We start from the raw sequence: 22,489 nt of genomic DNA, 5'->3' as shown, positions 1-22,489 counted from the left end.
CACCCGGAGGAAATTGATGTCCTCGCCCAACCCGACCCACGCCAGTCACTTGGCGGATCACCGCGTCACGCCTGCCCAGGCCGTCAACCTGAGCGGGCTTTTTTTCGAGCGCGTCGAGCGCACGCCCGATGCCATCGCCTACCGGCAATACGATCCCGGTTGCCAGGACTGGATCGATACCACCTGGGCCGACATGGCCTATGAGGTGGGGCGCATCCAGGCGGCGATGAAGCGTGACGATCTCAAGCCCGGCGATCGCATCGCGATGATGCTCAAGAACGCTCGCGAGTGGGTGTTGTTCGATCAGGCGGCACTCGGCCTGGGGCTGGTGACGGTGCCGCTGTACACGGACGACCGGCCACAGAACGTGGCGAAGATTATCAAGGAGACCGAGGCGCGGCTGCTGGTGGTCGACGGTCGGCGCCAGTGGCGCGGGCTCGAGGCGGTGACTGATGGCTTCGAGTCCCTCAAGCGCATCGTTACCCTGGCGCCGGTGGATGCCGAGGACGGCGCCAAGGACAAGCACCTGGAGTCGTTTGCCGACTGGACCTTCGGCGCGCGTGGCGAGCCGGAGCGTTTGGAGGCCGACGGCCAGACGCTCGCCTCGATCGTCTATACCTCCGGGACGGCCGGGCGGGCCAAGGGCGTGATGCTCACGCACAGCAACATGCTGGAGAACGCCTTCGCCTGCTCGAAGGTCGCCTCGATCACCGGCGACGACCTGTTTCTCTCCTTCCTGCCGCTGTCGCACACCCTTGAGCGTACCGGCGGCTATTACCTGCCCATGATCTGCGGCTCGACGGTCGCCTTCGCCCGCTCGGCGCAGCAGCTGGGCGAGGATCTGGGCATCATCAAGCCGACCCTGCTGATTTCGGTGCCGCGCGTCTACGAGCGGGTCTACGACCGCATCGGTGTGGCGCTGAAGAAGAAGGGCGCGTTCGCGCAGAAACTGTTCGAGCGCACCGTTGCGGTGGGCTCGGCCCGATTCGAGCGGGCACAGGGCCGCGACGGCAGTGCCCTGAAGGCCGCCTTCTGGCCGCTGTTCGACCGGTTGGTGGCCGCGAAGCTGCGCGAGCGACTGGGTGGCCGGCTGCGTTACGCCATCTGTGGCGGGGCGCCGCTGTCGCCGGAGTTGGCAACGGTCTTCACCGGCATCGGCGTGCCGGTGCTGCAGGGCTACGGCCTGACCGAGGCCAGCCCGGTGGTGTCGGTCAATCGCCCCGAGGACAACCGTCCCGAAACCATCGGCACGGTGCTCGACGGGGTGGAGGTGCGCCTGGGCGAGCACGACGAGCTGCTGGTCAAGGGCGCCGGGGTGATGCAGGGCTACTGGAAGAACCAGGAGGCCACCGGCGCGGCGATCGACGAGCAGGGCTGGCTGCATACCGGCGACCAGGCGGCGATCGACGCGGACGGTCACATCCGCATCACCGGTCGGCTCAAGGACATCATCGTGATGGCCAACGGCGAGAAGGTGCCGCCGGCGGCCATGGAATCCGCCATCGCTCTCGACCCATTGGTCGACCAGGTGCTGGTACTCGGCGAGGGGCAGCATCAACTGGCCGCCCTGGTGGTGGTCGAGCCGGAGACCTTCACCGGGTTGATGCGCGAGTTCGACTTCGACCCCGAGGAGCCGGAAACGCTGACCGACCGCTTCGTCGAGCGACTGGTGCTCAAGCGCGTGAATGCCCGCCTGGAAGACTTTCCGGGCTATGCGCAGATCCGTCGCGTGAAGATCCTTACCGAGCCGTGGACCATCGAGGACGGCCTGATGACGCCGACCCAGAAGCTCAAGCGTCCGCTGATCGAGAAGGAACACGCCGAGGACATCAAGGCTCTGTTCACCGCCCGCTAAACCACCAGAGCCTGTGGGAGCGGGCCTTGCCCGCGAAGGCCGCGTCAGCGGCCGTCCCGGCGTGACCAGGGATCCGCGCGAAAGGCGTCGGGCGTACACAGTAGGAGCGGCTTTAGCCGCGATTGCCGCGACAACAGCGGGGCAGAATTGGCCATCGCGCCTGAAAGCGCTTCGACGGGGGTTCGCTAGGAGCGACCCGTCAGTCACGCAAATCAAAATAGAAAAAACCAAAGGAAAGAGAGAGGAGTCCCACCGTGAACCGCATCCACAAGACCACCCTGGCGACTGCCGTGTCGCTGTCGATGGCCGCGCTGGCCGGCCAGGCGCAAGCCGCCGGCTTTGCGTTGATGGAAAAGAACGCCACCGATCTGGGCCAAGCCTACGCCAACCTTGCCACCGGCAACGGCCAGGCCAGCGGCATGATCGGCAACCCGGCGGCAATGACGCAGATCGAGGGAACCGCTGTTTCGGGTGGCCTCGCCTACATTCGCCCGTCGTTCGAATTGCAGGCCGGGGCGAGTTCACGGAGTGCCTTCGGTCCGACTGTCGGCGGACTCGGCGGGGATGCCGGTGACGCCGCCGCAATCCCGAATGCCTCGATGGTTCATCAGTTGAACGAGCGGACCCGTGTCGGGGTGGCGCTGACCGTGCCGTTCGGCCTGGCAACGGAATATGACAAGGAGTGGCTGGGGCGTTATCACGGTGTTGAAAGCCACATCGAGGTGATCGATATCAGCCCGTCGATCAGCTTTGACCTCACTCCCGAGTGGACCGTTGGCGGTGCGATCAATATCCAGCGTGCCGAGGCGAAGCTGACCTCCGCCATCGATGGCGGGGCGGCTTGTGTGGGTGGAGGCATTGCTCAAGGGCTAGATGCGACAACTGCCGGCATCGCTTGCGCTAATGATGGGTTAATTCCTGGTCAGCCATCCAGCGATGGTCGTGTTGAGATCGAGGGAGATGATTGGTCCGTCGGCTATACCATCGGCGCCCTGTGGCAGCCGACCGACCGCACGCGGCTCGGCGTGAGTTATCACTCCGGCATCGATCACAAGCTCAAAGGTGACGCGGATTACACGATGCCCACCGATCTTGCTGCCAATCCAGCCTTTGCCGACAGCCCCGCCTCGGCCGGCTTGGACTTGCCCGCCAGCCTGTCGGCGAGTGTGACCCATCAGTTCACGGATACCGTGACCGGCTCGCTCGGCCTGCTCTGGACCGGTTGGTCGAGCTTCGAAGAGCTCAAGGTTGAACAGAGCGGTGGTCGCGAATCCATCACGACCGAGAACTGGGACGACACCCTACGGGTGGCGTTGGGCGGTGAGTGGCAGTTCGCGCCGCGCTGGACCCTGCGTGCCGGCGCGGCCTACGATCCGACGCCGGTGCCCAGCGCCGAATTTCGCACCGCTCGCCTGCCGGATGCCGATCGCACCTGGGGATCGATCGGGCTTGGTTACGCGATCAACCAGCAGTGGTCGGTGGATGTCGGTTACACGCATATCTGGCTGAACGACAGCACCATCAACAACACCACGGAATCGAGCATCCCGGACACGTTGCAGGGTCAATACGAAGGCGAGGTCGATATCCTCGGCCTGCAGGTCAATGCCAGGTTCTGACGGGGGTCGTGGGGCCATTCCCGAGCGAACTGCTGGGAAGACGCCTGTCGCATTCAGCGCTATGATCTAGGCTTGTGACGGCCGGGCGTTCCGGCCCGTCTTTTTACCCCAAACAGAGGTGACCGATGCAGGTAGACCATCACGATCTGGCGCATGAATTCCCGGAGTTCAAGGAGCGCATCCATGAGCTCAAGACCAGCGACAATCATTTCCACAAGCAGTTCGAGCGTTACGACGAGCTGACCAAGGAAATCGAGCGGCTGGAAAAGCAGGACGAGCCGGTCACCGACGAACACATGGAAGAACTCAAGAAGCAGCGCCTGGCGCTGAAGGATGAGCTCTACGCCATGCTCAAGGGCTGATCGGTCCGCCGGATGGCACACGATAAGGGCCCGCCTGGTTCAGGCGGGCCCTTTTGCTTAGGGAAGGTCGGTAACCCAGGAGAAGAGCGATGAAGGTGCTCAGTGCCGGGACGGCGTATTTCCTGTGGGTATTCGCCGCGGGATTTTTCCTCGGTGTACTGCGGGAGCTGTGGCTGACCCCGTGGCTGGGTACGCGTGTCGCAGAGCTGGTCGAGATGCCTCTGATGCTGGTGGTGGTCGTGCTGGCCGCCCGCTGGACGGTGCGTCGCTTTGCATTGCCGACGAGGATGCCCCCGCGCGTCGTTGTGGGGTTCCTGGCCGTGGGGTGGCTGCTGCTGGCGGAGATCACTCTCGTGCTCGGGCTGCGTGGACTGACGCTGGCGGAGTACCTGGCTGGACGTGACCCGGTGGCCGGCATGGCCTACGCGCTCAGCTTGCTCCTGATGGCGGCGATGCCGTGGTTGGTCGGCCGGGCAGGGCGCTGAGAATGCCACACTGTGGGAGCGAGCCTCGCTCGCGAAGGCCGCTTTAGCGGCCGCGCCCGCGGATATCTATCGTGTCGTTAAACCGGGACTCGCGCCTGTCGTCGCGATTCGCTTGCAAGGCAAGCTCCCACAGGGGGTGTGGTTTTCTGTTTTCTGTGTCGCCTACGGGCTCGGCGGGACGATCAGTGCGCCGGAGGCATCGACCACGGCCGGGCTGGTCTGCGTAGCCGCCCCGTCGAAGTCGATCTTGCCCTTCACCAGCCAGTCGATCGCCAGTGGATAGATGCGGTGCTCGACGCCATGGATGCGTTGCTTGAGCGACTCGACGTCGTCGTTGTCGAGGATCTCGAGACGGCCCTGCACGATCGGCGGGCCGGCATCCACGGTCGGGGTGACGAAGTGGACAGTCGCGCCGTGCTTCAGGTCGCCGGCCTCCAGTGCCCGGGCGTGGGTGTTCATGCCCGGGTATTTGGGCAACAGAGAGGGGTGGATATTGATTAGTTTCCCGCGGAAATGCTCGACGAAGCCATCGGTGAGGATGCGCATGAAGCCGGCCATGATGATCCAGTCGGGTCGCGCCTCGTCGATGGCCTCGGCCATGGCGGCGTCGAAGGCCTCGCGGTCGGCGTAGGTCTTGTGGTCGATCAGGCGGCTGGGGATGCCGTGGCTGGCGGCGCGCTCGAGGGCGTAGGCGTCGGGGCGGTTGACCACCAGCAGCACGATCTCCGCATCCAGCCGACCGGTCTCGCAGGCATCGATGATCGCCTGGAAGTTCGAGCCGTTGCCGGAGGCGAGAACGACCAGGCGCGATTTCTCTGCCGCTGCCATCAGCGGTAGGTGACGGGCTCGCCGTTACCCCGCTCGACGATCTCGCCGATTACCCAGGCATTTTCGCCGGCCGCCTGCATGGCCGAGACGGCCTGCTCGGCCTGATCGGCGGCGACGATGACCACCATCCCCACGCCGTTGTTGAAGGTGCGGCGCATCTCCGCGATCTCGACGTTGCCCTGCTCGGCCAGCCAGTCGAACACGGTCGGGCGTTGCCAGCTCGACCAGTCGATGGCCGCGCCCAGATGATCCGGGTAGACGCGCGGCAGGTTCTCGGTCAGCCCGCCGCCGGTGATGTGGCTCATCGCGTGGATGTCGACCTGCTCGCCCAGTGCCTGTACGGCGCGTGCGTAGATGCGGGTCGGGGCGAGCAGTTGCTCGATTAGTTGCTGGCCGTCGGGGGTGTTCCAGTCCGGCTGGGCGCGCTCGATGATCTTGCGGATCAGCGAGTAGCCGTTGGCATGCGGGCCGGAGGCGGGCAGGGCGATCAGCTTGTCGCCGGCGGCCACCTTGCTGCCGTCGATCAACTGGTCCTTCTCCACCGCGCCCACGGCGAAGCCGGCCAGATCGTAGTCGCCGTCCTCGTACATCGAGGGCATCTCGGCGGTCTCGCCGCCGATCAGGGCGCAGCCGGCCTGCTCGCAGCCGTTGGCGATGCCCTCGACCACCTGGGCGGCCACGTCGACGTCGAGTCGGCCGGTGGCGTAGTAGTCGAGGAAGAACAGCGGCTCGGCGCCGGTGACCAGGATGTCGTTGACGCACATGGCGACGAGATCGATGCCGATGGCGTCATGCTTGCCCAGGTCGATCGCCAGGCGCAGTTTGGTGCCGACCCCGTCGGTGCCCGAGACCAGTACCGGTTGCTTGAATTTGGAGGTGTCCAGCGCGAACAGCCCGCCAAAGCCGCCCAGGCCGCCCATCACCTCGGGGCGCTGGGTGCGCTTGACCGCGGGCTTGATGCGTTCGACCAGGCTGTTGCCGGCATCGATGTCGACGCCCGCGTCGCGGTAGGTGAGGGGGGTGTTTTCCGGGGACATTTCCTGGGACATGGCGGTAGGCTGAACGCTTGGATTGGAATGGCGCGTAGTCTACATCAATCGCGGCCCCGGACGCCTCCTTGCCGGGTACCGGAATGACGAAATTGCAGTGGCGGGAACGTACATGAAGACCATCTATCGGGCAGCGGACATCCTCGAGGCGCATATCGTCTGCGGCATGCTGAATGCCGAGGGCATCGAGGCCGAGGTGGCCGGGTTCTATCAGCAGGGCGCGGTGGGGCAGTTGGCTCCGCAGGATTTCGCGCGGGTGTTGTTGCTCGACGAGCGAGACGAGGCTCGTGCCGAGCGCGTCATCGCCGACTACGAACAGCGCGAGCCAGCCCCGTCACCTGAACGTGAGCGGGCCGGCGAGGAGGAGACGCCCGAGCCCGAGGAGTCGTCACGGCTGGCCTGGTGGCTGGTGATTGCCGCCCTGGTCGTGTTGCTGGTGAGCTGGGGAATGTCGTGAGACGAACACGAATGGACGAACGAATGAGAACCGTTTGTATATTAACAAGTTAGCGTTATCTAAATGGTTTTCCTGCCGGTGGAAAGCGCGCTACAGTCGAGGGGCTGTCAATCCATCCAAGGGAGAGGAAACATGACGGATAAGCACACTTCGCGATTCGGCCGGTCGGAATTTGATCTGCCGATGGATCGATCGCGCCGGCGTTTCGTCGGTGGGGCACTGGCGTCGGCCGTGATCCCGCTGATGGCGATCGCCCCGGCGCAGGCGCAGGAACTCGAGCAGTTGTCCGAGGACGACGCCATGGCAAAGTCGCTGGACTACAAGCACGATGCCAGCGAGGTCGAGCACGCGTCGTACAAGGCCGGTCAGACCTGCGCCAACTGCGCGCTCTACAAGGCCGATGCCGCGGGCGAGGGCTGGGGCGGTTGCTCCATCTTCCGCGGCAAGGCCGTCAAGGGTACGGGTTGGTGCAGTTCCTACGTGAAGGGGTGAGCCGGAAAGGGTGAACCTGGCGGCGCGGATCGTCTAATCTGGCCGCACAACGAGAAAACGGCCCGGGAGTCCCGGGCCGTTTTTTTGTGTGCTTGACCGGGCTCTTCGTTCGCCAGGCACTAGTCCCGATACAGTTCGTAGGAGCGGCTTTAGCCGCGAAAACCCCGCCATTACCGTTCAGCCTTTCGCGCCTAAAGGCACTCCTACGGTTTGTTTCGGCCTACGTGGCCTTGCCCCAGGAGTCGCGCAGGGTCACGGCGCGGTTGAACACCGGACGCTGACCGGGCGCGTGTTCCTTCTGGTCGGCGACGAAGTAGCCGTGGCGCTCGAACTGGTAGATCGATTCGGGTTCGGCGTTTGCCGCGCGCGCCTCGAGATAGACCGACAACGTGTGGATCGAGTCGGGGTTGAGATCGTCGAGGAAGTCGCGCTCCACCTCCGGCTCGTCACCCTCGCGGCGCCCGCCCGGGGCAGGCACGTTGAACAGGCGGTCGTACTGGCGGATCTCGGTCTCGACGGCATCACGCGCCGACAGCCAGTGGATGTTGCCCTTGACCTTGCGCGCGTCCGCGCCCGGGGTGCCGGACTTGGTGTCCGGGTCGTACTCGGCATAGACGCAGGTGACGTTGCCGTCCTCGTCCAGGTCGTGACCGACGTGCTTGATGATAAAGCCGTAGCGTAGACGCACCTCGCCGTCGGGCTTGAGGCGGAAGTACTTCTTGGGCGGGTCGAGGGCAAAGTCGCCGCGCTCGATCCACAACTCCCGGGTGAGTGTCACCTCGCGCTTGCCCCAGTCCGGCTTTTGCGGATGGTTCGGGGCATGGCAGGTCTCCTCGTGGTCCTCGGGGAAGTTCACCAGTACCAATTTGAGCGGGTCGAGCACGCCGATGCGGCGCTCGGCCGACTCGTTCAAGGTCTCGCGCATGCAGTCCTCGAGCACGCCGAAGTCGATCAGGCTGTCGGACTTGGACACGCCGATGCGGTCCGTGAACAGCTTGAACCCGGCCGGGGTGAAGCCGCGCCGGCGGGCGCCCTTGAGCGTCGGCATGCGCGGGTCGTCCCAGCCGTCCACGTGACCGCCCTCGACCAGCTGGATCAGTTTGCGCTTGGACAGCGGCATGTAGGTGAGATTCAGCCGCGAGAACTCGATCTGCTGCGGCAGCGGACGTTCGAAGAAGCCGAGATCCGCGAGCTTGTCGATGAACCAGTCGTACAGCGGCCGGTGGTCCTCGAACTCCAGCGTGCACAGCGAGTGGGTGACCCCCTCGATGGCATCCGACACGCAGTGGGCGTAGTCGTACATCGGGTAGATTGGCCAGTCGTCGCCGGTGCGGTGGTGATGCGCGTGGCGAATCCGGTAGATGGCCGGGTCGCGCATGTTGAGGTTCGGCGAGGCCATGTCGATCTTCGCCCGCAGGATGTGCTCGCCATCCTTGAACTCGCCGTTGCGCATGCGGCTGAACAGCTCGACGTTCTCCTCGATGCTCCGGTCGCGATAGGGGCTGTTGGTGCCGGGCTCCTTGAGCGTGCCACGGTTGGCGCGCATTTCCTCGGCCGACTGCGAATCGACGTAGGCCAGCCCCGCCTTCACCAGGGCGACCGCGCCCAGGTAGAGCGTCTCGAAGTAGTCCGAGGCGAAATGTTCGTGCGCCGGGTCACGAAAGCCCAGCCACTCGATGTCCTCGCGGATGGCGTCGACATAGGCCTGCTCTTCCTTGACCGGGTTGGTGTCATCGAAACGCAGGTGGCAGATGCCGTCGTAGTCGCGCGCCAGGCCGAAGTTGAGGAAGATGCTCTTGGCATGCCCGAAGTGCAGGAACCCGTTGGGCTCCGGCGGGAAACGCGTGGTCACCTTGCCGCCGTAGGTGCCCTTCTCCTGGTCGGCGTCGATGCGGTTGCGGATAAAGTGACTGATCGGCTCGTTGGATTCGGACATGCTTGCTCGATGGGCCTCGACGGAGTGGTTGGGTTCAATGGCGAAGCGGCCATTGTACGAAAATTCGGCAGGCTCGCTGCCCCCGTAGTCACGATTGCCTGGGGGCGTGTTGGAATCCGGGTCGGGGGCAGGGCCAGCGATGGTCGCTACTCAGCCAGTCCAGCGTTCGATCGCCGCCTCGCGTCGGCGCTTGCCGCGTGTCGGTGCGCCGTCCTTGACGGTGCCGATATTGATCAGGCCGATCAGTCGCTCGTTATCGGCCAGGCCCAGCGGACGCATGACGTTGTCGTCGTAGACCCGCAGACCGGTCAGCCAGATGGCACCGAAACCCAACGCCCTCGCAGCAAGCAGCATCTGGTGGGTGGCAATGCCGGCGGATAGCAACTGTTCGATCTCGGGTATCTTGGCGTGCTCCGGTTCCTCGCGGGCGATAGCGGCGATGATCATCGGCGCGCGCTGCGCACGGAGTCGTTCACGCTCGAGGGTTTCCTCCGTCGCGTCGGGGTCCTTCTGGCGCATCGCCTCGACGAAGATCTCGCCGAGCCGATCGAGGGCGGGGCCGTCGATCACCAGGAAACGCCACGGGTGAAGCCCGCCATGATCGGGGGCGCTTTCGGCGGCCTGCAGGATGCGCTGTAGCGTCACGTCGTCCGGCGCGGGTCCGGTCAGGCTGGTCGCTGGAGTGGAGTGGCGGTGGATCAGGGCATCCACCAGGTCCTGGCGTTCGGTCATGTCGGCTGGTCTCGATATAAGGTTGGACGATTTTCGTTCATAATGGCGGGCTTGCGACCAACCTGATTGGTCATCGAATGGGCCGCGCCTGTTGAACTATTCGTAACAGCGTTTGGCCCGAAGGGGGCGTTTTCTTGGCGCGAGCTCGGTTTTCGTCGATAATCACGCCCCATTTCAACCTGCTAGAGGATTTATGGCAAAAGAAGATTACATCGAGATGCAGGGCGTGGTGATCGACACCCTGCCGAACACCATGTTCCGGGTCGAGCTGGAAAACGGCCACGTGGTGACCGCCCACATTTCCGGGCGCATGCGCAAGAACTACATCCGCATCCTGACCGGCGACAAGGTCACGGTGCAGCTGACTCCCTACGACCTGACTAAGGGTCGCATCTCCTTCCGCTCCCGCTGATCCCGCGACGGCTCTAACGAGCCGGCCGCCATCGATCCCGACGGACGAGTCCACCCGGCCACGTCTCACGTGAGCCGGGCGAGCGCGTTTCTGCGCCCGTCGAAAACATTCCGCCAAGAAAAACGGCGCCCCTGAGAGGGCGCCGTTTTGCATGCCGTTCATTTCCCGGGCTGGTCAGGCCGTGGAGGATTCTTCCGCCACCGACTCGGCGGCGGGCGTGGCGATCAGGGCGGGCTCGTCCTCGTCCATGGTGAAGCGTGCCTTGCCGCCGTCGGTCAGGTCGCCGAACAGCATCTGCTCGGCCAGCGGACGCTTGAGCTTGTCCTGGATCAGGCGGGCCATCGGCCGGGCGCCAAGCACCACGTCGTAGCCGTTCTCGCCCAGCCAGTGGCGCACCTCGTCGTCGACCTGCAGGGTGACGTGGTTGGCCTCGAGTTGCTGCTCGAGCTCCAGCAACAGCTTGTCGACCACGTTCGCGATCTGGCGCGAGCCCAGCGAGCGGAACTGGATGATCGCGTCCAGCCGGTTGCGGAACTCCGGCGTGAAGCCACGCTTGATCGCCTCCATACCGGACGAGCCGATGTCCTGCGCGACGAAGCCCATGCTGTTCTTCGCCATCTCCTCGGCACCCATGTTCGAGGTCATGATCAGGATGACGTGGCGGAAATCGATGCTGCGGCCGTTGGTATCGGTCAGCGAGCCGTTGTCCATCACCTGCAGCAGCACGTTGAACACGTCCGGGTGCGCCTTCTCGATCTCGTCGAGCAGCAGCACGCAGTGCGGGTTCTTGTGGATCTTCTCGGTCAGCAGGCCGCCCTCGTCGAAGCCCACGTAGCCCGGCGGCGCGCCGATCAGGCGCGAGACGCTGTGGCGTTCCATGTACTCGGACATGTCGAAGCGCACCAGCTCGATACCCAGCAGACGGGCGAGCTGCTTGGAGACCTCGGTCTTGCCCACGCCGGTCGGACCGGCGAACAGGTACGAGCCGATCGGCTTGTTGTCCGGCCGCAGGCCGGAACGGGCCAGGCGGATTGCGGTGGTGATCTGCGCGATCGCCTCGTCCTGGCCGAAGACCACCATCTTGAGATTGCGGTCGAGGTGGCGCAGCACCTCGCGGTCGGAGGTGGAGACACTGCGCTCCGGGATGCGCGCCATGCGTGCCACCACGCGCTCGATGTCGCTGGCGGTGATGCGGTTGTCCTCGGGGCGCGGGTGGAGCAGGCGATACTGCGCGCCCACCTCATCGATCACGTCGATCGCCTTGTCCGGCAGGTGACGATCATTGATGTGGCGGGTGGAGAGCTTGACCGCCGCCTCGATCGCCTCGTCGGTGTAGACGACGTGGTGGTGCTTCTCGTAGCCCTCGCGCAGGCCGCGAATGATGTCGACCGTCTCGTCCTCGGTCGGCTCGGGGACGTCGATCTTCTGGAAGCGACGGGTCAGCGCGGCATCCTTCTCGAAGATGCTGCGGTATTCCTGGTGCGTGGTCGACCCGATGCAACGCAGTTCGCCCGAGGCCAGTGCCGGCTTGATCAGGTTCGAGGCATCCATCGAGCCGCCGGAGGCCGAGCCGGCGCCGATCAGGGTGTGGATCTCGTCGATGAACAGGATCGCGTCGGGTACCGAGCGCACCTTCTTCAAGACGATCTTCAGGCGCTTCTCGAAGTCGCCGCGGTACTTGGTGCCGGCGACCAGGGCGCCGAGGTCGAGCGCGTAGATGGTCGCCTCGGACAAGGCCTCGGGCACCTCGCCGTCGACGATCTTGCGCGCCAGGCCCTCGGCGATGGCCGTCTTGCCCACGCCGGCCTCGCCCACCAGCAGCGGGTTGTTCTTGCGCCGACGGGAGAGCACCTGCTGAACGCGTTCGAGCTCCGCGGTACGGCCGATCAACGGGTCGATCTTGCCCTCGGCCGCCTGCTTGTTGAGGTTGATCGCGAAGTTCTCGAAGGCGTTCTCGTCGGCCGGCTGCTCCTCGGCGGCCTCGACGTCGGCCTGATTGATCTCCGGCTCCTCGTCATCGACGCCCTCGTCATCGGCCTCGGGGCCGTGCGAGATGAAGTTGATCACGTCCAGGCGCGTGACGCCGGCCTTGTGCAGCAGGTGCACGGCATGGGCGTCCTGCTCGCCAAAGATCGCGGCGAGCACGTGGGCGCCGGAGACCTCGCTGCGCTGGGCGGCCTGGACCTGCATCACGGCGCGCTGGAGGACGCGCTGAAAGCCCAGCGTCGGCTGGGTCTCGCGCGGATCATTCTCCGGGATGCGCGGCGTGGTGCGTCGGATGTGCGCCTCGAGGTCCATGGCGAGCTGCGAGATATTGGCGTTGCAGCCCTCCAGCACCATGCGCGCGTCGGGGTCCTCGAGCAGCGTGTGGAGCAGGCTCTCGAGGGTAACGAATTCGTAGTTCTGGCGCCGGGCGCGATCGAACACGCGGCTCAGGGTGGTTTCGAGGGATTTGCTCAGCACCGATCCTCTCCTCCGGTCTGGTGAGGGAACCGGTCAGCGGTTCCCTTAGATGGCCCGGCGTCGGCTGACAGCCGCGCCGTTGCCCATGTCCCGATGATACGCCGGATTGCGGCCTTGCCAACGGGGTGAGGAATTTCCAGTTTCGACGACCTTATTCGGCGCGTTCCATCACGCACATCAACGGGTATTCGTGTTCACGCGCAATCTGGTTCACCTGACTGACGCGCGTCTCGGCGATCTCGCGGGTGAATTCGCCGCAGACCCCGCGCCCATAATGGTGCACTTCCAGCATGACGGCGTTGGCCTGATCGAAGGTCAGGCCGAACAGTTGCATCAGGATCTGCACCACGAAATCCATGGGGGTGAAGTCGTCGTTCAACAAGAGCACCCGGTACATCGGGGGCTCGTCACTGACCGCCTGCTCCGAGGCTTCCTCGGTCTCGAGTGGGCGGTAGGTGGTCTGCGGGCCGGCGGTGATGCCGGCAGTAAACGGTATGCGGGTCTGGCGAGTCTCAGTCATGCCCACAGTCTAACCCGAGCTCAGGGCAGCATCATCGGTCGCGCCGGCTCGCTCTTGATGCCGGTCAGGGCCGAGCCGAATTCCTCGGCCGTCGCACCCAGCAGTTTCTCGAGCCGATTGCTGCGCGGGGTGAGGTCGATCTGGTGCTCGACGCCGATGCGGTCGCGGATCACGCCGCGGACGCTGTCGAGGCCGTCGATCAAGCCTTTCTCCAACGCGGTCTCGCCGGTGTAGAAGAGCCCGGAAAAGATTGCCTCGTCGTCGTCCAGTCGGTCGCCGCGGCCGGTCTTCACCGCCGCGATGAACTGTTCGTGGATCTCGCCGAGCACGCCCTTGAGGTATTCGGTTTCCTGGGGATCCGTGGGGCTGAACGGGTCGCCGATCGCCTTGTTCTCGCCGGCGGTGAGCAGGCGCCGCTCGATGCCGAGCTTCTCCATCGCATCGACGAAACCGAAGCTGTCCATGCGCACGCCGATCGATCCGACGATCGAGGAGGGGTTGGCATAGATCTCGTCGGCCGCCGCGGCGATGAAGTAGCCGCCCGAGGCCGCCATGTCCTCGGCCACCGCGTACACCGGCTTGTCCGGGTATTCCTGCTTGAGCTCGCGGATGGCATTGAAGATCGCGCTGGACTGGACCGGGCTGCCACCGGGCGTGTTCAGGCGCAGCACGATGCCTTTGACATTCTCTTGCTTGAACGCCTTTTCCAGCTGCGGGATCACGCGCCGGGCCTCGGTGGTCTCGCCCGCGGCAATCAGGCCGCTGATGTCGATTACCGCGGCGGCGGGCTTGGCAAGGCCCGGGGCGCTACGATCGCCGGCGGTGAACAGCAGGGTGATCAGGGTCAGCGACCAGACCACCAGCGCGACGGAGACAAAGCGGAAGAATACCTTCCAGCGTCGCGTCCGACGTTGCTCGACCAACCCGTGGCGCGCCATGTCGAGCAGGGCGTCGCGGGCCCAGTCGGGGGAGGCCTCGGTCTTCTCGCGCCGTGGTCGTTTTTCCTCGCCGGTGGGTTCGCCGGGGTGATAGTCGGGGCCACCGGGCGGTTCAATGCGCACGTCGTCTGGCGGGGTGTTCTGGCTCATGGTGATCTCGGTCCGGTGTGGTGCGGCCTCCGGCGTGCGGCGGCGTGTTCGACGAACGACCTGTCAGACGGCCGCGCGCTGGTTGGGTTCCGTCGGCTGCCATGCCCCGTCGTGCAGCTGGGCGAGCCGTTCGATCAGCCAGTCCGGACGGGCCGCGGCGAGTCGCTCGCGTGGGTGCGCGCCATGGGTAATGCCGATCGCGTGGGTGCCGGCATTGCGCGCCATCAGGAGGTCGAAGTCGGTATCGCCCACCATCCAGGTTTCGGTCGGCTGGCTGCCGGTGAAATCGAGAATACCCTCGAGCATTTCCGGGTGCGGCTTCGAACGGGTCTCTTCCGCGGTGAGCGTGTGGTGAAAGTAGTCCGCTGTTCCCGTCTGCGCAAGGGCGCGATCCAGTCCACGGCGCGACTTGCCGGTGGCCACGGCGATCAGGCAGCCGGTTTCCGCCAGCGCCTTGAGCAATGCTTCGGCTTCGGGGTAGAGCGCCACCGGCTCCTCGTTGGCGAAGTAGCAGCGGTGGTAGGCCTGGGCCAGCGCCTCGCGGAAGTGCCCTTCCCCCTCGGGGAAAAGTTCGGCAATCGCATTGGCCAGCGAGAGTCCGATGATGCCGCGAATCGACTCGTCGGGTAGCGGCGGGTGGTCCACCGAGGTCAGCGCCTCCTGGAAGGCGGTGACGATCCGCCCGGTGGAGTCGGCCAGCGTGCCGTCCCAGTCGAACACGACCAGTCGTGGCGGGATGGCCAGGTGTTCCGGGCGGTTGAGGAGTCTGCTGATGTCGGTCATGACGGCGGTTATCGGGGTGGTTGGTGGTTTTTCAAGGTTAGCCCGGCCGCGTCCAGCAGTGGCTGCCAGGTATCCGGCGGGTTGCTGGTGATGGTCAGCCGGCCGCCGTGGGTCGGGTGGGTCAGGGTGAGTCGATAGGCATGCAGCATCAGCTCGGGCCGGCGGCGTGCCTGGTTAAGGGAGAGGGGCCGGTCCAGGGTGCGGTCGCCGTACTTGCTGTCACCGACGATGGGGTGGCCCGCGTGCCGGCAGTGCACGCGAATCTGATGCGTGCGCCCGGTATGCAGGGTGGCCGCCATCAGGCTGAGCGCCGGTCCGCGATGGCTGATGCCAAGGCGTTCGAAATCGGTGCGGGCGGACTTGCCCGCCCGAGGATCGACCACCACCCGGTGGGCCCGGCCATCGCCCTGGTCCTTGCGCAGCGGGGCGGTGATGGTCTGGTGCGCGTCACGCCAGTGACCGTGACAAAGGGCCAGGTAGCGTTTTTTTGCCACGCCCTCGGGGCGGAATTGCTCCTGGAGGTCGAGCAGCGTCGCGCGTGACTTGGCCACCACGATCAGACCGCTGGTTTCCCGGTCGATGCGGTGGGCCAGTTCCAGCATGTCGTTGGTCGGGCGCGCGGCGCGCAACAGTTCGATCAGGCCGAAATCGAAGCCACTGCCGGCGTGCGCGGCGAGCCCGGCCGGCTTGTCGATCACCAGTAGCGCCTCGTCCTCGTGGCGAACCAGGGTGTCGACTCGCTCGAGCCAGCCGGCGGGAATCCGGGCGGCGGGGCGTGCCGTGTCGGGGTCTCCACGCAGGTCGCGGACCGGCGGGATGCGCACGATGTCGCCGTCGCGGAGGCGCTGCATCGGCTTGGCGCGCTTCTTGTTCACCCGCACCTGGCCCTTGCGGATCAAGCGGTAGACCAGCGCCCGCGGCTGCTTGTCGTGTTGGGCGCCCAGCTCGCGCAACAGGAAGTTGTCGAGGCGCTGACCGTCGCTGCGCGCGTCGACGGTCTCGTGTCGGACACGCGGGCGATCGGTGGCCGTCGGGGCGGAGGCAGTCGGGTGATCTTGGTGATTCTGGGCTGTCATCGGCTCGGGTTTGCTGGCGGCGCAATTGAGACCGTGCGCTGGCGGGGTTGTGATAGTATCAGCGCACTGTGGCGAAAGTCAGGTGGTGCGGCATGTGCCGACCACCCGCGGCAGCCAGCGAGCGCTCGGGTTTTTTTGTTAAGCCGGCGCCATGCGCCAGACCACCCCGCTTGCCGACGTCGTGGCCCTGCCAACATCCTTGGCCTGGTCTCGACGGGCACGACCCGCCTCGGGTTGCCGCCCGCACACAGTTTTCCAGAACGATCAACGGTTTTACGTCCTGTACTCAATGCGCCTTTCCCGGTTCCTCTTCCTGCCGCTCTCCGTCCTGTATCGCCTGGTGGCGATCGGACGGCAGACGTCGTGGTCGCGTTGTCGCGCGCCACGACGTCTGGTGGGAATGGCTTTGGGCGCGCGTCGGGACGTCCCTCTGAAGTCAAGTCACCTGTCGCGCGCGGCCCGTTGCCTGCCGCGACTCGTGCAGAAACGTCGAGATTTTTTCCATGAAACGAATGCTGATCAACGCAACGCACTCCGAGGAGATCCGCGTTGCGCTCGTAGACGGGCAACGCCTCTATGACATTGACATAGAGACCCCGTCCCGGGAGCAAAAGAAGGCCAACATCTACAAGGCCACCATCACGCGCATCGAGCCCAGCCTCGAGGCCGTGTTCGTCAATTACGGCGCCAATCGCCACGGGTTTCTGCCCTTCAAGGAGATCTCGCCCGAGTATTTCGACCCCAAGGCGGTCGACGACAAGGGTCGTCCGATCATCAAGGACGCGCTCAAGGAAGGTCAGGAACTGATCGTCCAGGTTGAAAAGGAAGAGCGTGGCAACAAGGGCGCGGCCCTGACCACGCTGGTCAGCCTGGCCGGGCGCTACCTGGTGGTCATGCCCAACAACCCCAAGGCCGGCGGTGTCTCGCGCCGCATCGAAGGCGATGACCGCGCCGAGATCAAGGCCGCGCTGGCACAGCTGAACGTGCCGGCGGGCATGGGCCTGATCGTGCGCACCGCCGGTGTCGGTCGCGACGTCGAGGAACTCCAGTGGGACCTCGACTATCTCGTCCAGGTCTGGAGCGCGATCCACGAGGCGGCCGAGAGCCGGCAGGCCCCCTTCCTGATCTACCAGGAAAGCAATCTCATCATCCGGGCGCTGCGCGACTACATGCGCAACGACATCGGCGAGATCCTGATCGACGAGCCGACCATCTACCAGCAGGCGATGGATTTCGTCCAGATGGTCACGCCCAAGGTCGCCGAGAAGATCAAGCTCTACGACGACCCGACCCCGCTGTTCTCGCGCTATCAGATCGAGGCGCAGATCGAGTCTGCCTACCAGCGCAACGTCACGCTGCCCTCGGGTGGCGAGCTGGTGTTCGACGTCGCCGAGGCGATGACCGCGGTCGACATCAACTCCGGGCGCAACACCAAGGGCCAGGACATCGAGGACACCGCCTTCAACACCAACCTGGAGGCGGCCGAGGAGATCGCACGTCAGCTGCGGCTGCGGGATCTGGGCGGCTTGATCGTGATCGATTTCATCGACATGGGCTCTTCCAAGCACCAGCGCGAGGTGGAAAACCGCCTGCGCGATTCGCTCAAGTACGACCGCGCCCGCGTGCAGACCAGCCGCATTTCGCGCTTCGGCCTGCTGGAGATGTCGCGCCAGCGCCTGCGTGCCTCGCTGGAGGAATCCAGCCAGCACATGTGCCCGCGCTGCAACGGCCAGGGCGTGATCCGCTCGGTCGAGTCGCTGTCGCTCGCCATCCTGCGCCTGCTGGTCGACGAGGCGATGAAGGACAACACCGGTCGCGTGATCGCGCAGGTGCCGATCGATGTAGCCACCTATCTCCTCAACGAGAAGCGTGACCAGATCAACGAGATCGAGCAGTCGAACAACGTCGACCTGCTGCTGATCCCGAACATCAACCTCGAGACGCCGCACTACGAAATCGAGCGTGTGCGTGCCGACGACAACGAGGCGCGCGCTCGCGACGTGCAGCAGATGATCGAGCCGCTGACCGTCGAGACCCCGTCGCCGGAGCCGCGTCATCGCCAGGCCGAGAAGGCCGCGGTCCAGACCATTCCACGGGCGGCCCAGCCGGCCGCGGAAAAGCCGGCAAAGGCGGCCGAGCCCGCGCCGGCTGCCGCGGCCACCCCGGCTGCTGAAAGTGCACCGCCGCGCCCGATCGCGAACGGGGCGGTTTCCCTGCTGCGTCGCGTCGTGGGTCAGCTCTTCGGCAGCCGTGCCGACGAGGACGAAGGAGCCGAGGCCGGTTCACGGAAGGACAAGGACAAGGGCAAGGGCGCTGGCAAGGGCAGCGAGAAAGCCGGTGATCGCTCCGGTCGCAAGGGCGGCGGTCGCCGCCAGTCCGGCGATCAAGGGGGCGAGAAGCCCAAGTCTGCCGCCCGTGACGACTCCCAGGACAAGGACAAGGGTCAGGGCAAGGGCAAGTCGGGTAACCGACGTCGTCGCGGTCGCGGTCGTCGCGGCAACGGTGGCAACGCGGCGCCGCAGGACACTGGCCAGAAGAACGAGCAGAAGAACGAGCAGCAGCCGGCCGAGGCCAAGGCCGAGCCGACCCGCGGCAAGCCGCCGACCGACGGCCAGCGCAAGAAGGACGGTGGCCAGTCCGGCCGTGGTGGCCCGGGTGGCCCGGGTGGCCCGGGTGGCTCGGGTGGCTCCGGTAACAAGGGTCGCGGTGACCGTGGCCCGAAGAGCGAGCCGCGGACCCCGCCGCCGCTGGGCGAGCGCGAACGGCAGATGGTCGAGCAGCAACTGGCCGCCCCGATCAGCGAAGGCAAGAGCCTGCCGCTGGACGTCGCGAAGAAGAAGGGCGTGGCCGAGGAATTGCCGCCCAACGCCGCCGTTCGACTGGAGGCCAGCGATCGGTTGGTCAAGGCGAGTGACGCTGCGACCGCCAAGGCCGCTGCATCCAAGTCCGAGCCCAGCAATGCAGGCTCCGCCGTGGCTGCCGAGAACGTGACCGACGCGGGCACCGCGAGCCAGCCGGAAGCGAAGGCCCCGGAAATGGCCAACGAAACGGTTTCGGAAACGCCGCCGGCACAAGCGGATACCCCGGTCGAGGCACCGAAGGCCGCCGAGTCGACTCCCTCTCGCGAGGAGTCGGTTGAAGCCGAAGCCAAGCCGACTGCGGCTGCCGAGCCGGCCTCATCGGCAGACGTTGCGGAGGCAAAGGCCGAGCCCAAGCCGGCCGAGCCGTCCCAGGGCGCCGAGGCCACGCAGGCGGAATCCGCGCCCGATCAAGGCGAGGAAAGCTCGGTGGCCGAGGCCAAGACGCCCAAGGCCCAAGAGGCCCAAGAGGCCGGGATGGCCGAGCAGCCGACCGATGGCGCCTCGTCGAGCGACGAGGAAAAGCGCGAGCGCTGATCGACTCGTCGTCGCCTCGGAAACAAGAACGCCCCGCTTGATGCGGGGCGTTTTCTTTTGCGGCGCCCTCCTGCTCGAGTGGGAGGAGCGCGTGCGGCGCGGCGAGGGGCGTGTCAGGTCTGATTCAGGTGACGGCGGCGGACGTCCTCGAGCAGGTTGCCCGCGGCCGCCTCGACCATGTCGAGCACCTGCTCGAAGCCGTTGCCTCCGCCGTAATACGGATCCGGCACCTCATCGAGGCCGTAGTCCGGGGCGTAGCTCATGAACAGCTGCGGCTTTTCACGCAGTGCCTCGTCAGCGAGGGACTGCAGGATCTCGAGGTTGGCCAGATCCATGGCGAGCACGTAGTCGTGTTCGGCGATGTCCTCGGCAGTGACCTGACGGGCGGTCAGGTGGTCCATGCGATATTGGCGAGCGATCGCGGCACGCATGGCGCGCTCGTCTGGCGGGTTGCCGACGTGGAACGCGTGGGTGCCCGCCGAATCGATCCGGATGCGCTCGGCCAGCTCGGCCTGCTCGACCAGTCGCTCGAACACGGCGTGGGCAGTAGGCGAGCGGCAGATATTGCCCATGCAAACGAACAAGACGCTCGGGGTGTTGCTCGACGTCATGTGATACCTCGTCGGTTAGAAGGGGTGGGGCGGGCAGGTGAAATGGGCTGCCCGATCGATTGGCCGTAATGTAACCAAAATCCCGACGCCTTGCTCGGCGTGGGCGGCATTTCCCTGATCCTCTGCGTTCGCCTCGACGAGGATTCAGGGGCTTGTCGTGATCCGCGCAAATCCGGGTGACAGGGTGTTGACAGGCTCCGTTGTGCCGGTACAATGCGCGCATTCCTCAGGTACGAGGGGCCATAGCTCAGCTGGGAGAGCGCCTGCGTGGCACGCAGGAGGTCGGCGGTTCGATCCCGCCTGGCTCCACCAAATATCAGAAAAATCCCGGGTTCGCGGCAGCGGCCCGGGATTTTTTCGTTTGGCTTGACTTGCCGCCCATGGGCCGGCCATGGGGCGGGAATCTCAGGGGAAATTGACCGAGTGGCGGGTCTGACCACTGGCGGGAACCTGCAGGCTGAAATCGCGGTCGTGTCCCTGATAGTTGGCCGAGGCATTGTAACGGCCCGGCGGCAGGTCGATGTAGATCATCGGCCCGTCCGTCGTGGCCTCGAATCGTGCCTCGCTGTCGGTGGCCCGGATGGTCACGTCCACCGACGAGACGAACGCGCCACGATCGCCCTTCGAGAACTGCAGGGCCACCGGATAGGACGATCCGTGCTGCTCGAGCCAGGCGCGCTCACCGGCACCCAGGCCACCGGTGAGGTAACGGATCCCCTCATGCTCACGGACGTCGACGGCGCTGCTTGCTACCTCGTCGGGGCTGGCCGGTTGGCGTTCCTGTTCGGTGATCGGTTCCCAGCCGGGCTTCTTCCACGGCTCGTCATCGACCGCCCAGGCGGTCTGTGTGATCAGTGGCAGTGCCAGGGCGAGACTCAAGGCAACGGTTGTTCTCGGCATGGTGCACCTCCTCGTTTTTCCGTTCGGATCGGTGTGCGGCTGTTCCATCGGTGATCTAGGTTAGTCCAATGACATCCACGACAAGTTTCCTCGATCCTGCCGAATCGGCTCACTGGCATGCCGTCAACGATGGGGTGATGGGCGGCGTGTCTGCCGGTGCGTTTCATTTCGACGCCGGGAACGGCGTGTTCAGCGGCGAGCTGTCGCTCGAGCATGGTGGCGGGTTTGCCTCCGTGCGGCGAGCGGTATCTCCGGGCGTGCTGGCGGACAGCGGCGGGATGGCCATTCGGGTTCGTGGCGACGGCCGGCGCTATCAATGCCGGGTCGGTATGGACGAGACGGCACCCGGGGTTTCCTATGCGGCAGGGTTCGACACGATTGCCGGTCAATGGCTGGATGTCCGCCTGGCTTGGCGGGCGTTCGAGGCAGTACGACGAGGACATGCGGTGCCCGAGGCGCCACGCTTGTCGCCCGAGCGGATCGATCGGTTGGGCTTCCTGCTGGCGGATCGTCGCGCCGGGCCGTTTTGGCTCGAGATTGCCTCGATCCAGGCGGCGTGAGGCGGGGTTTATCCGGGTGCCGCCTCGCCGCTCCCCACCGTCGGGGTGTGTTCGATTGGCGCCCCTGCGTGCCCGAAAACGGCTTTGATTCCAATCGTGACGGTGCCTGGTGTGCGGGATCGGTGGATCGAATCGCTCCGTCGGCCTGATCGGTCATAACGTCCCAAGGAGCGTATGCAGCGACGACGAATCCACCAACGCGTCACGTTGATCATCCAGGTGATCATGCTGGCCGAACTGGCCTTTGCCCTCTGGGAAGGCCTTTGGCTGATCGCTGCCATGACGGTCCTCATCCTGCTGCTGACCGTGGCGCCGGTGCTGATGTTCAAGCGCTTCGAGGTGTTCATCCCCTCGGAGTTCAAGCTGCTGGCCACGGGGTTCATCTTCGCCTCGTTGTTTCTGGGCGAAGTGCAGGGTTACTACACCCGTTTCTGGTGGTGGGATCTGGTGCTGCACACGGCTTCCGGGTTCCTGCTCGGGATCTTCGGTTTCCTGCTGGTCTACATCCTGAACGAGAAGAAGAACCTTCGGTTTCACATGACCCCCGGGTTCGTGGCGTTTTTCGCTTTCATGTTCGCCGTCGGGGTGGGGGCGCTCTGGGAAATATTCGAGTTCGCCATGGACCAGATCGTGGGCACCAACATGCAGAAAGCGATGCTCGACGACCCGTCGGGGTTGACGGACACGATGATGGATCTGGTGGTCGATACGGTCGGGGCCGCGGTGATTACCGTGCTGGGTTACGGCTATCTCAGGGTGGCGGCGGGGAAATCGTTTCTCGAGCAGTGGATCGCGGCGTTTCTTGACGCCAACCCGCGGTTGTTCAGCCGACGCTGAGCCCCATTGCGGGGCCCAGGCGGGGTAGT

21 protein-coding genes and 1 tRNA gene are annotated in these 22,489 nt (G+C 65.4%); 11 read left to right on the top strand and 11 right to left on the bottom strand.

The features are described from left to right. Positions 1 to 49 precede the first annotated feature (49 nt). The 4 genes from SR882_RS08410 to SR882_RS08395 all read left to right on the top strand — a co-directional run bounded on the left by SR882_RS08410 (position 50) and on the right by SR882_RS08395 (position 4,321). On the top strand, positions 50 to 1,855 hold the full coding sequence (locus tag SR882_RS08410; protein ID WP_322522407.1) for an AMP-dependent synthetase/ligase: 1,806 nt from the start codon (positions 50 to 52) through the stop codon (positions 1,853 to 1,855). A gap of 254 nt (positions 1,856 to 2,109) precedes the next feature. Then, a complete protein-coding gene (locus SR882_RS08405) occupies positions 2,110 to 3,474 on the top strand; it encodes an OmpP1/FadL family transporter (RefSeq protein WP_322520803.1) in 1,365 nt (454 codons plus the stop codon). A gap of 125 nt (positions 3,475 to 3,599) precedes the next feature. Then, the gene (locus SR882_RS08400; protein WP_322520802.1) at positions 3,600 to 3,836 is read left to right on the top strand and encodes a YdcH family protein; all 237 of its coding nucleotides are present in this window, start codon (positions 3,600 to 3,602) and stop codon (positions 3,834 to 3,836) included. A gap of 89 nt (positions 3,837 to 3,925) precedes the next feature. Further along, the gene (locus SR882_RS08395; RefSeq protein WP_322520801.1) at positions 3,926 to 4,321 is read left to right on the top strand and encodes a hypothetical protein; all 396 of its coding nucleotides are present in this window, start codon (positions 3,926 to 3,928) and stop codon (positions 4,319 to 4,321) included. A 162-nt stretch (positions 4,322 to 4,483) separates the two neighbouring features. Here SR882_RS08395 and purN read toward each other — a convergent pair whose 3' ends face one another. Both purN and purM read right to left on the bottom strand, forming a co-directional pair. Beyond that, entirely contained in the window at positions 4,484 to 5,149 is a 666-nt protein-coding gene (purN, locus tag SR882_RS08390) for a phosphoribosylglycinamide formyltransferase (RefSeq protein WP_322520800.1), read from the bottom strand. After that, positions 5,149 to 6,186: a phosphoribosylformylglycinamidine cyclo-ligase gene (purM, locus tag SR882_RS08385; protein WP_322522406.1), complete on the bottom strand. Its 1,038-nt coding sequence runs from the start codon at positions 6,184 to 6,186 to the stop codon at positions 5,149 to 5,151. Before purM ends, purN begins: the two co-directional genes overlap by 1 nt. 124 nt (positions 6,187 to 6,310) lie before the next feature. Here purM and SR882_RS08380 point away from each other — a divergent pair, with 124 nt between their 5' ends. Beyond that, the gene (locus SR882_RS08380) at positions 6,311 to 6,655 is read left to right on the top strand and encodes a putative signal transducing protein (RefSeq protein ID WP_322520799.1); all 345 of its coding nucleotides are present in this window, start codon (positions 6,311 to 6,313) and stop codon (positions 6,653 to 6,655) included. A 132-nt stretch (positions 6,656 to 6,787) separates the two neighbouring features. Continuing rightward, positions 6,788 to 7,147: a high-potential iron-sulfur protein gene (locus tag SR882_RS08375; protein ID WP_322520798.1), complete on the top strand. Its 360-nt coding sequence runs from the start codon at positions 6,788 to 6,790 to the stop codon at positions 7,145 to 7,147. Positions 7,148 to 7,367: 220 nt separating this feature from the next. On the opposite strand, the gene SR882_RS08370 is transcribed toward SR882_RS08375, so the two are convergent. Together SR882_RS08370 and SR882_RS08365 are read right to left on the bottom strand one after the other, a co-directional pair. Next, positions 7,368 to 9,083: a glutamine--tRNA ligase/YqeY domain fusion protein gene (locus SR882_RS08370; protein ID WP_322520797.1), complete on the bottom strand. Its 1,716-nt coding sequence runs from the start codon at positions 9,081 to 9,083 to the stop codon at positions 7,368 to 7,370. Between the two features lie 150 nt (positions 9,084 to 9,233). Continuing rightward, on the bottom strand, positions 9,234 to 9,815 hold the full coding sequence (locus tag SR882_RS08365; protein WP_322520796.1) for a nitroreductase family protein: 582 nt from the start codon (positions 9,813 to 9,815) through the stop codon (positions 9,234 to 9,236). Between the two features lie 193 nt (positions 9,816 to 10,008). Between SR882_RS08365 and infA the strand changes: the two genes are divergently transcribed. Continuing rightward, positions 10,009 to 10,227: a translation initiation factor IF-1 gene (gene infA / locus SR882_RS08360; protein ID WP_058574334.1), complete on the top strand. Its 219-nt coding sequence runs from the start codon at positions 10,009 to 10,011 to the stop codon at positions 10,225 to 10,227. Between the two features lie 174 nt (positions 10,228 to 10,401). Here the strand turns inward: infA and clpA are convergent, their stop codons facing one another. The 5 genes from clpA to SR882_RS08335 all read right to left on the bottom strand — a co-directional run bounded on the left by clpA (position 10,402) and on the right by SR882_RS08335 (position 16,157). Further along, a complete protein-coding gene (clpA, locus tag SR882_RS08355; protein ID WP_322520795.1) occupies positions 10,402 to 12,690 on the bottom strand; it encodes an ATP-dependent Clp protease ATP-binding subunit ClpA in 2,289 nt (762 codons plus the stop codon). Positions 12,691 to 12,841: 151 nt separating this feature from the next. Beyond that, a complete protein-coding gene (clpS, locus tag SR882_RS08350) occupies positions 12,842 to 13,210 on the bottom strand; it encodes an ATP-dependent Clp protease adapter ClpS (RefSeq protein WP_322520794.1) in 369 nt (122 codons plus the stop codon). Between the two features lie 20 nt (positions 13,211 to 13,230). Next, the gene (locus SR882_RS08345; RefSeq protein WP_322520793.1) at positions 13,231 to 14,298 is read right to left on the bottom strand and encodes a S49 family peptidase; all 1,068 of its coding nucleotides are present in this window, start codon (positions 14,296 to 14,298) and stop codon (positions 13,231 to 13,233) included. Between the two features lie 63 nt (positions 14,299 to 14,361). Next, entirely contained in the window at positions 14,362 to 15,081 is a 720-nt protein-coding gene (locus SR882_RS08340; RefSeq protein ID WP_322520792.1) for an HAD-IA family hydrolase, read from the bottom strand. Between the two features lie 8 nt (positions 15,082 to 15,089). After that, entirely contained in the window at positions 15,090 to 16,157 is a 1,068-nt protein-coding gene (locus tag SR882_RS08335) for an RluA family pseudouridine synthase (protein WP_322520791.1), read from the bottom strand. A 503-nt stretch (positions 16,158 to 16,660) separates the two neighbouring features. Here SR882_RS08335 and SR882_RS08330 point away from each other — a divergent pair. Further along, entirely contained in the window at positions 16,661 to 19,552 is a 2,892-nt protein-coding gene (locus SR882_RS08330) for an Rne/Rng family ribonuclease (RefSeq protein WP_322520790.1), read from the top strand. Positions 19,553 to 19,665: 113 nt separating this feature from the next. Here the strand turns inward: SR882_RS08330 and SR882_RS08325 are convergent, their stop codons facing one another. Then, on the bottom strand, positions 19,666 to 20,163 hold the full coding sequence (locus tag SR882_RS08325) for a low molecular weight protein-tyrosine-phosphatase (RefSeq protein ID WP_322520789.1): 498 nt from the start codon (positions 20,161 to 20,163) through the stop codon (positions 19,666 to 19,668). A 236-nt stretch (positions 20,164 to 20,399) separates the two neighbouring features. Here SR882_RS08325 and SR882_RS08320 point away from each other — a divergent pair. Continuing rightward, positions 20,400 to 20,475, top strand: a tRNA-Ala gene (locus tag SR882_RS08320). A gap of 93 nt (positions 20,476 to 20,568) precedes the next feature. On the opposite strand, the gene SR882_RS08315 is transcribed toward SR882_RS08320, so the two are convergent. Beyond that, a complete protein-coding gene (locus SR882_RS08315; protein ID WP_322520788.1) occupies positions 20,569 to 21,063 on the bottom strand; it encodes a hypothetical protein in 495 nt (164 codons plus the stop codon). A 68-nt stretch (positions 21,064 to 21,131) separates the two neighbouring features. On the opposite strand from SR882_RS08315, the gene SR882_RS08310 reads away from it, so the two are divergent. Both SR882_RS08310 and SR882_RS08305 read left to right on the top strand, forming a co-directional pair. Next, a complete protein-coding gene (locus tag SR882_RS08310; RefSeq protein WP_322520787.1) occupies positions 21,132 to 21,623 on the top strand; it encodes a CIA30 family protein in 492 nt (163 codons plus the stop codon). 174 nt (positions 21,624 to 21,797) lie between these two features. Continuing rightward, positions 21,798 to 22,460: a hypothetical protein gene (locus tag SR882_RS08305; protein ID WP_322520786.1), complete on the top strand. Its 663-nt coding sequence runs from the start codon at positions 21,798 to 21,800 to the stop codon at positions 22,458 to 22,460. Positions 22,461 to 22,489 lie beyond the last annotated feature (29 nt).

It is taken from the genome of Guyparkeria halophila (genome assembly GCF_034479635.1).
In the GTDB taxonomy this organism is placed as follows: Bacteria; Pseudomonadota; Gammaproteobacteria; order Halothiobacillales; family Halothiobacillaceae; genus Guyparkeria; species Guyparkeria halophila.
The sequence above is the reverse complement of the archived record's forward strand: the minus strand, read 5'-3'. Positions and strand labels throughout refer to the sequence as shown.